This window comes from Halobacteriovorax sp. GFR8 (genome assembly GCF_050955245.1).
Taxonomy (GTDB): Bacteria; Bdellovibrionota; Bacteriovoracia; order Bacteriovoracales; family Bacteriovoracaceae; genus Halobacteriovorax_A.
In genome coordinates, this window is record NZ_JBPBLR010000002.1 from 2,595,217 (window position 1) to 2,610,726 (window position 15,510).

13 protein-coding genes are annotated in these 15,510 nt (G+C 36.8%); 7 read left to right on the forward strand and 6 right to left on the reverse strand.

Annotated elements, in window-relative coordinates; genetic code table 11:
• Window positions 1-69 precede the first annotated feature (69 nt).
• Complete coding sequence (locus ACRXC1_RS13020) at window positions 70-2,985, reverse strand: hypothetical protein (RefSeq protein ID WP_433659431.1); 2,916 nt, start codon at window positions 2,983-2,985, stop codon at window positions 70-72.
• A gap of 39 nt (window positions 2,986-3,024) precedes the next feature.
• On the opposite strand from ACRXC1_RS13020, the gene ACRXC1_RS13025 reads away from it, so the two are divergent.
• The 5 genes from ACRXC1_RS13025 to ACRXC1_RS13045 are packed head-to-tail and all read left to right on the forward strand — an operon-like array spanning window position 3,025 to window position 7,884.
• The gene (locus tag ACRXC1_RS13025; RefSeq protein ID WP_433659433.1) at window positions 3,025-4,749 is read left to right on the forward strand and encodes a SpoIIE family protein phosphatase; all 1,725 of its coding nucleotides are present in this window, start codon (window positions 3,025-3,027) and stop codon (window positions 4,747-4,749) included.
• Window positions 4,750-4,756: 7 nt separating this feature from the next.
• Window positions 4,757-5,512, forward strand: a complete 756-nt coding sequence (locus ACRXC1_RS13030) for a hypothetical protein (RefSeq protein ID WP_433659435.1) — start codon at window positions 4,757-4,759, stop codon at window positions 5,510-5,512.
• A gap of 3 nt (window positions 5,513-5,515) precedes the next feature.
• The gene (locus tag ACRXC1_RS13035) at window positions 5,516-5,977 is read left to right on the forward strand and encodes a hypothetical protein (protein ID WP_433659437.1); all 462 of its coding nucleotides are present in this window, start codon (window positions 5,516-5,518) and stop codon (window positions 5,975-5,977) included.
• A 15-nt stretch (window positions 5,978-5,992) separates the two neighbouring features.
• Window positions 5,993-7,468, forward strand: coding sequence for a hybrid sensor histidine kinase/response regulator (locus ACRXC1_RS13040; RefSeq protein ID WP_433659439.1), 1,476 nt, complete (start codon window positions 5,993-5,995; stop codon window positions 7,466-7,468).
• Complete coding sequence (locus tag ACRXC1_RS13045) at window positions 7,468-7,884, forward strand: response regulator (protein ID WP_392958062.1); 417 nt, start codon at window positions 7,468-7,470, stop codon at window positions 7,882-7,884. The genes ACRXC1_RS13040 and ACRXC1_RS13045 overlap by 1 nt, the downstream gene beginning before the upstream one ends.
• Here ACRXC1_RS13045 and ACRXC1_RS13050 read toward each other — a convergent pair.
• The 3 genes from ACRXC1_RS13050 to ACRXC1_RS13060 are packed head-to-tail and all read right to left on the reverse strand — an operon-like array spanning window position 7,874 to window position 9,347.
• The gene (locus ACRXC1_RS13050) at window positions 7,874-8,398 is read right to left on the reverse strand and encodes a gamma carbonic anhydrase family protein (protein WP_392912331.1); all 525 of its coding nucleotides are present in this window, start codon (window positions 8,396-8,398) and stop codon (window positions 7,874-7,876) included. The two genes, ACRXC1_RS13045 and ACRXC1_RS13050, sit on opposite strands and share 11 nt — an antisense overlap.
• A complete protein-coding gene (locus tag ACRXC1_RS13055; protein WP_433659442.1) occupies window positions 8,399-8,791 on the reverse strand; it encodes a cell envelope biogenesis protein OmpA in 393 nt (130 codons plus the stop codon).
• Between the two features lie 55 nt (window positions 8,792-8,846).
• A complete protein-coding gene (locus ACRXC1_RS13060) occupies window positions 8,847-9,347 on the reverse strand; it encodes a c-type cytochrome (protein ID WP_433659443.1) in 501 nt (166 codons plus the stop codon).
• Between the two features lie 179 nt (window positions 9,348-9,526).
• On the opposite strand from ACRXC1_RS13060, the gene leuS reads away from it, so the two are divergent.
• Both leuS and metG read left to right on the forward strand, forming a co-directional pair.
• Window positions 9,527-11,935 carry a leucine--tRNA ligase gene (gene leuS / locus ACRXC1_RS13065; protein WP_392912325.1) on the forward strand — a complete coding sequence of 803 codons (2,409 nt, stop codon included), beginning with the start codon at window positions 9,527-9,529 and terminating at the stop codon, window positions 11,933-11,935.
• A 3-nt stretch (window positions 11,936-11,938) separates the two neighbouring features.
• Window positions 11,939-13,423 carry a methionine--tRNA ligase gene (gene metG / locus ACRXC1_RS13070; RefSeq protein WP_433659446.1) on the forward strand — a complete coding sequence of 495 codons (1,485 nt, stop codon included), beginning with the start codon at window positions 11,939-11,941 and terminating at the stop codon, window positions 13,421-13,423.
• 67 nt (window positions 13,424-13,490) lie between these two features.
• On the opposite strand, the gene ACRXC1_RS13075 is transcribed toward metG, so the two are convergent.
• Together ACRXC1_RS13075 and ACRXC1_RS13080 are read right to left on the reverse strand one after the other, a co-directional pair.
• Window positions 13,491-14,015 carry a hypothetical protein gene (locus tag ACRXC1_RS13075; RefSeq protein WP_433659448.1) on the reverse strand — a complete coding sequence of 175 codons (525 nt, stop codon included), beginning with the start codon at window positions 14,013-14,015 and terminating at the stop codon, window positions 13,491-13,493.
• A gap of 165 nt (window positions 14,016-14,180) precedes the next feature.
• Window positions 14,181-15,359, reverse strand: a complete 1,179-nt coding sequence (locus ACRXC1_RS13080) for a trypsin-like serine peptidase (protein WP_433659450.1) — start codon at window positions 15,357-15,359, stop codon at window positions 14,181-14,183.
• Between the last annotated feature and the right edge of the window lie 151 nt (window positions 15,360-15,510).

The following is a 15,510-nucleotide window of genomic DNA, read 5'->3' on the forward strand; positions in this document are numbered from 1 at the left end:
GAAAGGAATATCAAGATAAATAGGCCCAGAATATGGCCCATATACTGGTCAGTCCATAAAATATATTTCCTAATAATTATATTGGATACGAAGGGCGATATTAGTAGAGTCAGCTTCTAGCTTGGAATTACTTCTCGATTCTAAGCTAATCCCGACTTCGTAGTTACGATTAATTTCATAACTAACTTGAGCGCTAAGGCCTGCATAATTTAAGAAGAAATAATCCAGAGAAAGGCTTATCTTTTCATATTGAAACTTTCCAGTAAGTCCGAGGTTAAAATAGAACTGTGCACTTGAGGTAACTTCGCTACCATTATATTCAAGTTCACTACGGTACTCTAGAAGTGAAGTTAGTCCATAATGAAATCTCTGATATTCTTTAAGGGCCTGTCCCTTAAGAGCTGTTTGATTAAAGCCAAGATCATCAAAGACAACACCACTTGATTGCTTAAGTTCAAAAAGGTAGTGATAGTTATCTAATTTTCCTTTGTGGCCCCCATAAAAAGAAATGAAGTTCATATCATCAACAACTATTTTCTTTCCTCCGCTAATGACTTCATAACTTGTTTTTTCTGGAGCGTAACCAAAGTACCAACTCTTTCTTCTCTTAGATTTTTTAGGAAGCATCACACTTTCAACCTTCTTAGGTTGAGCTATTTCTTTTTTTGTAACATCTACTCTTCTCTTCTTAGAATAGATAATATCTTTTTTCTCAATCGCCTTCACACGCCAATAAAAGCTGGATCCCAATTTATTTCTAAACGTATATGTCGTCTTTTTTCCAAGCGCAATTTCTTTAATACTCGTAAAATATTTATCCTTGGAAATTTCAATAAAGAACTTATCTCCACGAACTTGATTAAATTTCATTTCGACCACGTCGCCTTCATTAATAGCTATGCCGTGTCTTGGAGAAACAAGATCAATCCCCTTTGCTCCACCAAACTTCTTTGTAATGATTAAATCTTCTAATACAGAAAATGGACTTTCTTGATTCCAATAATCGATCGCAGAAACTCTCCATTGAAAGTGACCTGTTAAGTAATCGTTCCATTCAAAACGATTAAGTTTCACTTTTTCATCAACAATGACTTTTTCACCATCAAGAATCTGAATACGATACTCTTTAACATCACTTACTGGTTCCCACTTTAGCTCAACACTATCTTGAGCAAATGCCTGATCAATAAATAGATTAAAAATTGCCAGAGGAAGCGACTTTTTTAATATCTGAACTCTCTTTTCAACTTTATCAATTCGAGGTGCCTTTGGAGGAGGCGGAGGAACAATAATAATCTTCACAGGAGGAACAAATTTATTCTCTTCATTCTTCACGCGCCAATAGTGTACTCCAAGCTCTTTGATAAGAAGTTTTGTATTACTACCAGTTGTTTTTATCGATTCCTTTATTGTTTTAAAATTACGTTCTCGTGAAACTTCGACAACAAACTTATCACTTCCCTGCTGTTGCCATGTAAGATCAATTACATCTCCAGGCTTCTTAACAACAATCTTGCGTCCCTTTTCAAGAGCACTATTATCATCATCAAAAGTCACACGATATTTATTTTCTTTAGAGCGTGCTATCACTTCATTATTTAACACATACTCTAGAGACCAAAGGTACTCACCACTCTCTGTTACAGGAGCTGAAAAAGAATTTCCTGCAACTAACTGCCTTTTGCCATTTAGGACGAGATATGTACTCACTTCACTAAAGAGGTCTTGAGTTTCCCAAGAGAACTTAACAACACCATCATCATAGAAATAATAATCTTCTCCATTAAATGGTCTCTTTAAAACAATCTCTCCAGGCTTTGCAACGACTTTTATTAAGACAGGCCTTGAAAAAAGAGCATAAGGGTGATCTTCAGCTTTATTTCGATAAGATATTTCATAGTCACCGACTTCTTCAAAAGTAAGCCTAAGCTCACCATCGTCATAGTCATAATCATTCCACATCTTTCCATTAATCATTAATTCGATGTCATCAAATGGCTGAGTATAAATAAGCTTTTTATTATCAACTAAGATCGTATTTTGAGTCTCATCCAGATTCTCAAATTCAGGAATCACTTCATATACAACTTCAAAAGACTTCTCCGTTGAAACATTATTCACATCACTCACCTGCCAATAGAAAGTCCCCTCAGATAAGTTCTTAAGTGCGATTTCAAGGCCATTAACCTCATGGGCCTCTCCATTTTCAAAAGCCGAACGAGAATTGGATAAAAATAGTTTCTCAACTTTTTCATTGAAGTTAAATGTAATTAAATTCTTATCATTGACGTAAAATACATCACCATCGAGCGGTGAAAACTCACTTGGCCAACTCTGATTAATCGTATAACTTTCGTCTGTAAGAAGAACTCTTACACCTTTTTCAATTGTTTCTTCACGGTCTCCAAGCCTAACACTTGCCTTACCATCAAGAACAGAAAGCTCCTTATTCCCATTTGAGTTTGAGATCTTAATCTTTGAATCATTCGAAGTGATTTCATATATCTGATCGCCCACTTTAACGACAAAGGCTTCATTGGCATTATTAAGAGTAGCAAAGATTATACCTTGCTCGATATTTAGATTAATTCCGTCCGTTTCTTGTGTAATTTTAAAAAGACTTTCTTCAGACACTTTGATGCGATTACCAGAACTAAATTCTAACTGCGCTGTAGAGTCCTTATCAGTGAAAATACGGTCGTTATGAAAGAGGGCCTCATTAGAGCCTAGATCATGCCAAGAGAAATTATCAAAGCTTCTTCTTCTCACATCATTTTGTAACTCGAAGACTTGACCTAAAGTAATGCGCTCCCCACCCATGATCGGTGGAATATATGATGTATTGAAAACTTGGTTGCCAGCAAAGGCCGCAACACAAATGCACATCAAGATTAGAAATGTATCAACTAATGAATTTAGTCGCCCCAACATTGTTCCTGGTACTCTTTTCTCATTCTTGCGCATGACGCAAATCGTTAATATCATTGTAGCTAATTAATCAATAGACTTCTACATAGGTAAATAATGGGCAAGAGACCGACATTTCCGATCAAGCTTAAATTAATATCGCTAAATACAGCGTTACTAATTATCGTTATCGCTTTTCTAACTAAATATGCCACTCACCTCTTTGAAAAGGATAAGAAGGCCTATTTATACGAGAACTCGCTTTTTAATGTCACAAGTGTGGCCAAGGAAATGAATTACACTCTTAATAAAATAGAGAATGATCTTCAAAATTTAGCTCTTATAAAAAATAATAAACTAAGAGCAAAGGCCGTTGCGGAAAGTAAGTATATTCTCGCCTTCATTGAAAAGAACCAATTCATCATTAATAAAGATTTTGAAAAGAATGAAAATGACTTTAAATTAGCGATTCCAAAAGATACGAGAGATAATTCTCTTAGCTCTTTCAAATACAAAGAAGAGCTTTTTGTCATTCTCACTAAAAAGATAAACAAAGGCCTTACTTCAATCGTTATTAAGGCCAATATTTTAAATAACCTACTCTCACAAAACAGAACCTATAATACGCTTGTCTTTAAAGATGGCAACCTCGTTCTTGGTAATGACCTAATTGGTCTTCATAATTATGATAAGAGTGAGCTTAAAGGTAATAATATCGTAAAGAAACTTACCTTTAATGAAGATGACTACTTGGTTTCTCTGGCACAAACAAAGGCCTTCACTCTCTCTATTGTGTCTACAATCTCTGAGTCAGATGCCTTATCAGTAACGAAGTTTCTTGTCCAAAGAGCGATCTTCTTTGCAATCTTTATCATTGCTCTGTCGACAATCATTATCATCTTATTATCAAAAACGATTTCCAAACCAATTGAAAAACTCTATCAAAGGGCCATTAGTATTGGTCAAGGAGACTTTGAGTCGACAGTTGAAATCAACACAAGTGACGAGCTTGGAACCCTTGGTGATTCTTTTAATCAAATGAGTCGCGAGATTCTAGAATATATTGAAGAAATGAAAGAGAAGGCACGCCTAGACGAAGAAGTTAAGGTGGCAAAAATGGTACAAGAAGAATTCTTTCCACCAAAAGACATTGACACTCCAAGTGTTCGCCTAAGCTCTTATGCTGCTCCAGCTTCAGAGTGTGGTGGTGACTGGTGGGGAAACTATGAGTTTAATGAATATATCATTACCATTATCGCAGATGCTACTGGTCACGGCCTACCTGCGGCCCTTCTTACTTCAGCGATTAATTCGGCCTTTAATAGTATTAAAATAAGACTGTCAGAAGATGAGACTCAGATTTCTCCGGCCCTAATTACTTCACACCTAAATAAGGTTATTAACCTTTCAAATAACAAGATTCTTCTTACGGCCTTTGTTTCTGTCTATAACACGAAAACAAAAGAGTACTCATATACTAATGCAAGTCATCTAGAGGTACTTAAAGTCCCAAAGAAGTCAGAAATCACAAAAGCAGATATTCTTCCCCTACTTGAAGCAAAAGGGCCACGACTAGGTGAAAGCTCAGACTCTAAATATATGTACGAAACCATTATTCTCGAACAAGGAGACCTTCTTGTGTACATGACTGATGGAATAACTGAAGCAGAGAATAGTGATGGTAAACAGTGGGGACTTAGAAATCTACTTAAGATCTTAATGACATATGGGAGTCACACGGGTAGCGATATTCGTGATACAATAGTTTCTGTTGTACACGCTCACAGAGGAAGTGATTCATTTGACGATGATCTAACTCTGATCTGCCAGGAAATAAAGTGATGCGCTTATGGGTATAGAATTTAAGATTGAAAATTCAAAATTCAAAGAGGTTGAAGCGTTAGATTTTCAAGCTCCAAGTCTTAACCTTAAAATAAGTGATGTGCTTACAAGTTCATGCGATATCTTCTTAAGTCGCTACGACACTCTCGTAAATTTAAAATACCTAAAGGAAAATAGAACAAATCACCTGATAGGAACCTCACCTTGTCTACAGGATGAGATCACAAATATCATTTCATACTTAACGAAACAGAAGCCAAATAATCTCGAAAGTAGAATCGTTAGTAAGAAAACAAGTAAGGTGACGATCAATCTTGAAAATGAATTTGATCAAAAATGTAAAATTCTTTTAAGCGACATTGACCTAAAAGATTATCACGAAAGCTTCGAAAATAAATTAAAATTGATTATAAATGAGTTTTACACAAATGATATTTTTCATCGAGTAAGCAACCAAAAACACGGAGAAATTGAAATTTCTCAGGATGAAAACAAAACGATAGTACACTACAAGAGTTATACTAGTGTGGCCAAATCTTCAATTATTGACTCACTTTACCGCGCAGCTGTAGAAAAGAGTCCAAGGCAAGAAGGAAGAGGAGCAGGACTAGGCTTATACTTAATATTCCAAAACTGTGATCGACTTCATATTGTCGCAAATGAAGATAGCACTAGTTTCTACCTCTATATAGAAAAAAACAAAAGGTATAAAGAGATTAGTAAGAGAATACCATCGATAAGTTTTTATAATTTAAAGGATTAAAATATGAGTAACTTAAAGGTCGATATAAAGACTGAAAATGATGTAACAATTTTAAACTTAACAGGAAGAATTGATGAGGATGCAGACCTTACTCCTATCCTTGGAGTGAAGGATAAAGATCTTCATATTAATTTCAACGCTGTTGAAATGATTAACTCGTGTGGGATTCGAGAATGGATTAACATGCTTGGGGAATTGACAGGTGCAATCACCTACTCTCACTGTCCTCAGACCGTCATTGAACAAATCAATATGGTCCATGGTTTTGTTAAACCTGGAATAAAAGTAGAAAGCTTCTACGCTCCCTACTATGAGGAATCTTCTGACGATGTAAAGATGATACTAATTAAAACTAATGATGTCGTTGATAACAAAGCGCCAGTCATGAAAAATGACGATGGTGAAGAACTAGAATTTGATGCTATTGAAGCGCAGTACTTTCAATTCATTAAACAAATGAAATAACTAAAGAAGTAACTGATGGTAAAATACGAATTATACGACTCTATTTTTGAACCAATATGTGTCATTAATAATGATAATGAGATTATCTACTATAATCACTTCTTTGCTTCCTTCTTTAAAAAATCGCCAAGGGTGTTAAAGAAGTCACCTAAGCTCAGTTCCCTATTTACAGGCTTTGATATTGAGCATTTCCTAGAAGATATTCACGATGTTAAGGTTGGACCAGAAGTAGAGATCTTTCTCGATGATCAAACATTTTACCATGTGGTTATCAAAGTTATAGAAAGTGAAAACAATGAGAAAGTCATCTGCTTTAATGATATAAGTATCGAAAAGAATCTCTACACGAAGTATCGCTTTCAAATTGAAGAACTTAAGCAAATTCATAATCAAATTATCCAAGCTGATAAGCTTAGTACTATTGGTGAGATTACAGCGACAATTTCACATGAAATTTCAAACCCCTTAACAATTGCTTCAGGAAATATTGAATTAATTAGTGTTCTCTTAGCTGGAGAAGAACTAAAAGAACAAAGTATTATTAATGAAAGTATTAATGATACTCGTGAGTCTATTGATCGTATTACAAAGATCGTAAAAGGCCTAAAGAGCTTTCTTCATAATAAAGACAGTGATAAGAAATTCATGTCTCTAGAAGATATCATTGAAAAATCTCTAACTCTTTTAAAACTCCCTATAGAGCAAAATCAAATCGAGTTAGATTTCTCCCCTTCGACCTCTTCGATTGTAAAAGTAAATCCAATTGAAATTGAGCAAGTTATTATTAACTTAATAACAAATGCTATTCATGCTTTGACTGAAGCCCAAACAGCTTCACCAAAAATAGCGATCACGATTTCAAGCAATGATGTTTGCTATCTCTTAACAATTAAAGACAATGGCCCAGGTATTCCTAAAGAGAACCAAGACAAGATCTTTGATTCTTTTTTTACGACAAAAGAAGTTGGCGAAGGTACTGGCCTTGGACTTTCAATCTCTTCTAAGATAATTGATTCTTATTCAGGCTCACTCGAGTTAATAGATTCAAAATCAGGATGTGAGTTTCAAATCACTCTTCCAAAAATGGAGACGACGACATTTACTGACAGCGAGTTAAGTACAAATCATGATTTTAAAAAAGTACTTGTTATCGATAATGAGCCAAAGATTCTCAATCTCTTTACAAACTTCTTTGCACAGGGACCGATCACTCTCATCTTTGCATCAAATGCTGTTGAAGCGAAGAGAATTTTAGATGGAACAGATGTCGATGCTATTATTACAGATTATGATATGCCTAAAGTAAATGGTGTTGAGTTTGCAAAAGATATCATTGATCTTGGTATAGAAGTTCCTACATATATTATGTCTGGGATAGCTGATCGTGCAAAGATTGAGAAGAATAAAGAAGTGAAAGGCTTTATTGAAAAGCCGTTTAATAAAGAAGATATTTTAAATATGCTTGGTATTAAAAATGAGGAGCAGGGCTAATGGCGATGTCCCCTTCAAAAAATACTCTTACGCCTAGAAAACCTTCGATTCTCATCGTTGATGATGAAGAAAAGATTTGTTTTCTAATAAAGACATTCCTTGAGCAAACCGGTGCTTTTCGAAATATTGTCACAGCAGACTCTGTGAGTGTTGCACTTCTAAAACTAAGAAATGAGGAATTTGATTTAGTTATTATTGATTACAAACTGCCGGATAAAGATGGTACCTACTTCATAGATATTGCTAGTAAGTCCATGAAATATCAAAAAATGAAATACCTTCTTATTTCAGGGTTCTTAGATAACCGTTCAATGGTGAGTGTCATCAACTCAGGTGTAACGAATGTTCTTGTTAAGCCTTTCTCTAGAGATGACCTTGTGGACAAGGTCTTTAATCTTTTAAAGCTTAGCAAATAACTTCGACATCATTTAAATACTCATCTTTTGTAATTAAGTATGACTTATAGTGATTACTATACTGCTCCACTTCTTGTGGTGTTAGTTTTCTTTTTACAACTGCTGGAGTCCCTATGATAAAACTCTCGGGAGGATAGACTTTTCCAGGAGGAACCACACTCCCTGCCGCTACAATCGAGTTCTTGCCAATGACTGCACCATCTAAGACCGTCGCCCCCATACCAATAAGGCATCCCTCTTCAACAGTACAAGCATGAAGAGTCACGCTGTGACCAACACTAACATTCTCTTTAATGATTAGGGGAATATTGTCTTCTACATGAAGCATTGTTAAATCTTGAATATTGCAATTGTCGCCAATGTGAATTTCATTAACATCACCACGGGCCACAACCTGAAACCACAAAGAAACATTCTTTCCTAGAAAGACATTCCCTATGACATCGGCAGAATCCGCAATATAGCACCCCTCACCTACACTTGGTTCAATATTCTTATAACGATATAAAGTCATTTATCTCCACCCGATTACTTCGTAGCCTTTCTCTGCAAGACAACGGTTTACAAAACGTTGCTTAATTTGATCTTCACTAAGCCCTTCTCGAGCTGCGCCACTAGCACCACCAATTGCTGCGCCCTGAGCTGCACCCTTACCAGCATTACCACCAAAGACTGCACTTGCGACAGCACCAACGATAGCACCCCACGCGGCACCTTTTCCACCTTCACGCACCATTTGCCTTCCACGATCACTCTCGAGGAACTCATCGGCCTTCCCCATACAAATCTCAATATCGCGTTGCGCCTGTATCTTTCCATACTTTTGATAAGCAGAGTTTGGATAAAGCTTCGGCTTTGATGCACAAGCAGTAATTGCTAAAAGAAGTAAAAGTGAAAAGATCTTCATAGTTTCTCCCAAAAAAAAAGCCGCTTTAAAAGCGGCTTCTTATTGAAATTAAATTTTAGTTTTTAACTCCGCCCCATGGCACCTTTGATAAGTAAGCCGCTAGGTCTGCAATATCGTCAGCAGAAAGTTTCTTTACGATTGTTAACATCTGTTGGTTAACACGGGCCCCTGATTTCATATCAAGAAGTTGCTTCTCAATATACCAATCCATTTGACCACCGATTCTTGGTGCTTTATTTGCGGCCTTACCAGAAGCATCTTTGCCGTGACATGCAATACATTGCTTATAAAGTTTATCCGCTCTTACTAGTTGTGGAGTATCAAGAGGAATTAGAGTTTTCTCTTCAATGACTTCATCAGTAACTTTTGGAGGTGCTGTAACTTCTGCATGCTTTTTAGCAAGCTCTGCTACTTCAATTACGTGAGCAGCATGTGCTTTCTTTGCATCTTCAAAATTATATTTATCATTGTTGACTTCAATACTCTGATAACCAGAAAGGTTCATAACAAGAACTAGCCCTACTAGAGTAAGGGAAAAAAGCACTAAACGATACATCGTTTCTCCATTCAAAAAATTAATCTACTTTTAATGGCTTAAGTATAAATCCACTGACTTATTTTGGCAATTCCTTTAGCAGGACATCTCCAAGTTAACGCGATACACATAATAGACGATCTACATTATAGGGTTTATAATTCGGCCTGATATTTTACTAGTAAATTCAGGAGCTTTTAATGCAGTACAACTTTGGTGAAATTGAACCAAAATGGCAGAAGTTTTGGGACGACAACAAAACTTTTAGAACAGACTCAACAGACAAATCGAAACCTAAATACTATGTATTGGACATGTTCCCATACCCTTCAGGAGCTGGTCTTCACGTAGGTCACGTTGAAGGTTATACAGCAACAGATATTCTTGCTCGTTTCAAGAGAATGAATGGACACAATGTTCTTCACCCAATGGGCTGGGACTCATTTGGTCTTCCGGCAGAAAACTATGCCATCAAGACAGGTACTCACCCTAATGTGATCACAAAAGAAAATATTGGTAACTTCACAAGACAACTAAAAGCTTGTGGTTTTTCATATGACTGGGATCGCGAGATCGCAACATCAAGTATTGACTACTATAAGTGGACTCAATGGATCTTCACTCAACTTTACAATAAAGGTTTAGCCTTTGAAGATGAAATCTCAGTTAACTGGTGTCCTGAACTTAAAACAGTTCTAGCTAACGAAGAAGTCATTGATGGAAAATCTGAAGTTGGTGGTCACCCGGTCGTTAGAAAACCAATGAAACAGTGGATGCTAAAAATCACTGAATATGCAGACCGCCTACTCGAAGATCTTGATGATCTTGACTGGCCAGAGTCTCTTAAAGAACTTCAAAGAAATTGGATTGGACGCTCAGAAGGTGCTCAAGTTTCTTTTACAGTAAAAGGTGTTGATTCAAAGATCGATGTTTTCACAACTCGTCCAGACACTCTATTTGGTGCAACTTACATGGTTCTAGCTCCTGAACACGACCTTGTTGCACAAATTACAACAGACGATAAGAAAGCTGAAGTTGAGGCTTATATCAAAGAAGCATCACTTAAGTCTGATCTTGATAGAACAGATCTTAACAAGAACAAGTCAGGTGTTTTCACTGGTGCATACGCAATCAACCCACTTAATGGAAAAGAGATTCCAGTTTGGATTGCAGACTATGTTCTAATCTCATATGGAACAGGTGCGATTATGGCAGTTCCGGCCCACGATGAAAGAGACTGGGAATTTGCAAAGAAGTACGATCTAGAAATTATCCCTGTCCTTGAAGGTGGTGACGTCAACGAAGCAGCTTTCACAGGAGATGGAACTCATATCAATTCAGGATTCCTTGATGGCCTAAATAAGGAAGATGGGATTGCAAAAGCAATCGCTCACCTAGAAGAAAATGGTATTGGAAAGAAAGAGATTAACTATAAGCTTCGTGACTGGTTATTCTCTCGTCAAAGATACTGGGGTGAACCATTCCCAATTCTAAAATTTGAAGATGGAACAGTGAGATGCCTTGATGAGGATGAACTTCCAGTTGGTCTTCCAGAAGTTGAAAAATATGAGCCATCAGGAACTGGTGAATCTCCACTAGCTCGTATTGATGACTGGTTATACTTAACTGATCCAAAGACTGGGAAGAAAGCTCGAAGAGAAACAAATACAATGCCTCAATGGGCAGGTTCTTGTTGGTACTACCTACGCTTCATCGATCCAAAGAACTCTGAAGTTGCTTGGGATAAACAATTAGAAGAATACTGGATGCCTGTAGATCTATACGTTGGTGGTGTTGAGCACGCTGTTCTTCACCTACTTTATGCTCGTTTCTGGCACAAGGTTCTATTTGATCTAGGACTTGTTTCAACTAAGGAGCCATTCCAAAAACTTTTCAACCAAGGTCTTATCCTAGATGAGCACGGTGAAAAGATGAGTAAGTCTAAAGGTAATACTGTAAACCCTGATGATATCATCAAGGAATACGGAGCAGATGCTTTAAGACTTTACGAAATGTTTATGGGGCCACTTGAAAAAGTTAAGCCATGGCAAACAAAAGGTGTAAAAGGTGTTTTCAACTTCCTAAGAAAGTCATTCTCTTTCTACGGTAATCCAGAAAATACTTATGAAGGTGAAGAAACAAATCAAGACGTTCTTAAGCACCTACATAAGACAATTAAGAAAGTTACTGAAGATGTTGAAAACCTTCGTTTTAACACGGCGATCTCTGCAATGATGGTTATGAATAACGAAGTTATCAAGCTTGGAAAGGTATCAAAAGATACAGCAAAAGCTTTCACAAGACTTCTTTCTCCATTTGCTCCACACGCAGCTGAAGAGATGTGGGCAAACCTTGGTGAAACGACTTCTTGTTCTCTTGCAGCTTGGCCAGCGTTTGATGCTGATCTTGCAAAAGATGACCTCATCACAATGGCGATCCAAGTTAATGGAAAGACGAGATCAACAATTGACGTTCCAGCGGATATTTCAAAAGAAGACTTCCTAGCTCAGGCAAAAGCTGACGAGAAAGTTGCGAAATTCCTAACGGGAACAATTGTAAAAGAGATCTATGTACCAGGAAGAATCTGTAACATTGTAGTTAAAGGATAAACTATGAAGAATACATTTTATGCCACGACAGCGATTGACTACCCTAATGGACGTCCACACATTGGTCACGCTTACGAGAAGATCGTAACTGACTCATACGTTCGCTGGAATAAACTTCTTGGGAAAGAAGTACACTTCCTAACAGGAACAGATGAAAACGGACAAAAACTTATTGAATCAGCAAAAGCAGCGGGACTTGAAACACTTGAGTTTGTTAATGCTAATGTTGAAATTTTCAAAGAGCTATGTGCAAAAGCAAATATTCAATACGATGATTTCATTAGAACAACAGAAGATCGTCATGCTGAAACTTGTGTTGAGCTGTGGAAGAATCTAGAAGCAAAAGGACTTATCTACCACGGTCACTACTCTGGTAACTACTGTCTTTCTTGTGAGTCATTCTATACTGAAGCACAAGCTCCAGATGGAAATTGTCCAGAACACCACAAGCCACTTGAACTTAAGGAAGAAGAAGGATTCTTCTTTAAACTAAGCGAATACCAAAAATGGATTATCGATCACCTTAAGGCCAATCCAGACTTTATCGTGCCACAAGCAAGATACAAAGAGATCCTATCTCGCCTTGAAAATGACGACCTAAGAGATCTTGCAATCTCTCGTCCAAGCCAAGGTTGGGGTGTACCTGTTCCTGGTAATGAAAACTTTGTTATGTACACATGGTTTGATGCTCTAATTAACTACTACTCTGCTCTTAATAAAGAACAAGCTGAAAAGTTCTGGCCAGCAGATATGCACGTAATTGGAAAAGATATTCTTTGGTTTCACTCTGTGATCTGGCCTTGTATGCTAAAGGCCGCTGATCTTCCACTTCCAAAACAAGTTTACGTTCACGGAATGGTACTTGCTGAAGATGGTAAGAAAATGAGTAAGTCACTTGGTAATGTTGTTGACCCATTTGAAATGCTTGAAAAATATCCAACAGATACTTTCCGTTACTATATGCTAAAAAATATTTCTTCTTCAGGAGATGGAAAATTCTCTGAGCAAGAATTAGTAGATAAGCACAATAGTGAACTTGCAAATGACTACGGTAACCTTCTTATGAGAGTTATCAAGTTAGGTCTGAAGAGCTTCCCTGATAAAGTTTATACTGCACAAGGTGTGACTCAAGAAATCGACGCTCTTCCACACTTTGAGCGCGCTAAAGAGTTCATGGAAAAACGTGAGCACAATAAAGCAATTGATGCGATCTGGGATCTTATTGTTAGCCTAAACCAATACGTTAACGACAAAGAACCTTGGAAGCACAAAGCTGATGAAGAAGCATTTGCACCAATCGCTTACAACTGTTTCTACGGAATGGCCGCGGCATCTTATATGCTTCAAGCTTTCCTACCTGAGTGTACAAAGACTGCTCTTGAATATATTGGTTCAAGCGTAAGCGGATCTGAGCTTATGGAATTTGGTAAGGCGACTTATACGCCTCAACCGCCGGAGGCGCTTTTTCCTAAGGTAGAACTAAAGTAAACTAATCTAATAAAAAAGCCTCCGATTCGGAGGCTTTTTTCATATAGTAATAATGTAATCAATCAGACTACAAACACTCATTAACAATATCATCATCAGAATAGAATTTGGCACGCCCTACGATTGTTCTAGTATCAATAATACTTCGAATATCATTTGTGATTTCCATAAGAGGTGAAATTTTATCATTCTCTATAGTTGCTTTGATATTAGCAAAATTCTTTAGAACAATGGTATTTTCCACAACTTCATATGTACTTGATGAACTCGTTGTATAAGACATTTGATCGACATTGGCAGGAAATGGATACTCAGAATAGGTCATATCATACGTCTTTGAATTTCGATCAAGAATGACCTTAATTTCGGCCATATAGCGCTCGCCTGCGATTTCTCTTGAAAGAATTCCAGTGAATGATAAGGCCCTATGCATGCGAGTGTTATTTGTACATCTTCCTATGGCCTGAGCATAAAATGCTTCTTCAACAGAGAGGCTCTCTAAAGGATTAAATTTTCCACCTACGACAATGTCGCTCTTTCCACATGACGATAAAGTTAAGACAAGTAAGAATAAAGTAAGAAAATTTCTCAACATCAACCCCTAAGTAAATTAAAACTTAATTTATTGTAGGATACATAAAATGTTTTTGAAAGGAATTATTATTGAGGGTAATTGATATTAATCGTTATCGCTTTGAAACAACCGAAAGCTGCGCCTACGACGGCCAGCTTCGGTTAATATTTAAATCACATGATATTAATAACACGGCACATTTACGACATAATCCCCATACTTATCTGTTGAGTACCTTTTGAATTTTTGTGATCCACTTCCTGGTAGATCATATACATTTCCACCACTGATAATGGTCTTCCAATTACTACTTCTAGCATGAAGGTAGAATACTCCATTAGGGCTTACTGCTAGCTGACTAGTTTCCCCTACACCGACAGAATAGAATCCTATTTTCTCCCATTCACCTTCTACATTTTTGAAGTTTATTGCGATCTTAGCAACATCGTTTTGGCATGTATTTTTAACAAGAATACGAACTAAATTATCCTGAACAATCTTTTTCGTGATCCACTTTTCTTCAAAATCATTATTCGTCGAAAAGCTTCCCTTTATTATTGTATTAATGATTTTTTGCCTCTCTTTAGAAAGAAAACTTCCAAAGTTCATTCTAGGACTCTCACTAGTGATAACTCCATGTATATAGAAGCTATCGTACTCTGAATTATAGACAAAAATAGGTGAACCACTTTGTCCTTTAATAACATCACATTCTACATTCAAAGAAAGATGATTATAATTACTATTAGAGATATCACACCCTGTTTCATAAAACTGTCTCGCACTCGGCTTATCTCCTGGATAGCCGATCGTTAGCGTTTCACCACTTGGGAAAGATTCTTTTCCCCAGAAGCCATGAGTTCCAACTCTTTGCCCCGCGTTTTTTCCATCACTGCCAACACCAAGCTCAAGTATTGCTATATCTTCAGAAGATGAGAAATATATATTATTATAAAGTTCAGGGTGATAAACACGAACAACTGGATAGCGTCCACTATCAAACTTATCAACCCCATCAATGCCAGGATAAAAATAAGTATTCTTAAGTAAATCAGTTGTATCGCCCAAGTATACACAGTGAGCTGCAGTAATAACAAACTTCTCATTTATAAGTGTAGCACTACATGTTGCAATTTTATTAATTCCAGAGTCTCCATACTTCACTTCTGTGCGTAGCTGACCAACTTTTCGATAAAAGGTTTTATTTAAGCTATCGACAGTTAATCTTCGATCATCTTTTCCGATAATAGCATTATTACTATTGGCCTCTACTTCCGGAGAAATAATCGCATTGTCATTTTGACAAGAAGTAAGCCCCATAAGTACCGCTGTTAAACAAATAAGCTCTTTTGCTCTGATCATACTAAAACCTTTTATTAAGTTGATTAATGATTAGATTTTAAGACTTTTGTCGGTAAATATCTTCTATTGTGAACAAATTTCATAGGACGTTTAAGATATATACGGCCCCAAAAAATACGTATTATTAAGTACTTAGATAATAAAAAAGCCT

What these genes read in the sequence shown, in the direction of transcription:
- ACRXC1_RS13035 (WP_433659437.1), top strand. Translation starts at nt 5,516, where the DNA reads ATGAGTAACTTAAAGGTCGATATAAAGACTGAAAATGATGTAACAATT.
- ACRXC1_RS13050 (WP_392912331.1), bottom strand. Translation starts at nt 8,398, where the DNA reads ATGACTTTATATCGTTATAAGAATATTGAACCAAGTGTAGGTGAGGGG.
- ACRXC1_RS13030 (WP_433659435.1), top strand. Translation starts at nt 4,757, where the DNA reads ATGGGTATAGAATTTAAGATTGAAAATTCAAAATTCAAAGAGGTTGAA.
- ACRXC1_RS13080 (WP_433659450.1), bottom strand. Translation starts at nt 15,359, where the DNA reads ATGATCAGAGCAAAAGAGCTTATTTGTTTAACAGCGGTACTTATGGGG.
- metG (WP_433659446.1), top strand. Translation starts at nt 11,939, where the DNA reads ATGAAGAATACATTTTATGCCACGACAGCGATTGACTACCCTAATGGA.
- ACRXC1_RS13055 (WP_433659442.1), bottom strand. Translation starts at nt 8,791, where the DNA reads ATGAAGATCTTTTCACTTTTACTTCTTTTAGCAATTACTGCTTGTGCA.
- ACRXC1_RS13045 (WP_392958062.1), top strand. Translation starts at nt 7,468, where the DNA reads ATGGCGATGTCCCCTTCAAAAAATACTCTTACGCCTAGAAAACCTTCG.
- ACRXC1_RS13020 (WP_433659431.1), bottom strand. Translation starts at nt 2,985, where the DNA reads ATGATATTAACGATTTGCGTCATGCGCAAGAATGAGAAAAGAGTACCA.
- leuS (WP_392912325.1), top strand. Translation starts at nt 9,527, where the DNA reads ATGCAGTACAACTTTGGTGAAATTGAACCAAAATGGCAGAAGTTTTGG.
- ACRXC1_RS13025 (WP_433659433.1), top strand. Translation starts at nt 3,025, where the DNA reads ATGGGCAAGAGACCGACATTTCCGATCAAGCTTAAATTAATATCGCTA.
- ACRXC1_RS13060 (WP_433659443.1), bottom strand. Translation starts at nt 9,347, where the DNA reads ATGTATCGTTTAGTGCTTTTTTCCCTTACTCTAGTAGGGCTAGTTCTT.
- ACRXC1_RS13040 (WP_433659439.1), top strand. Translation starts at nt 5,993, where the DNA reads ATGGTAAAATACGAATTATACGACTCTATTTTTGAACCAATATGTGTC.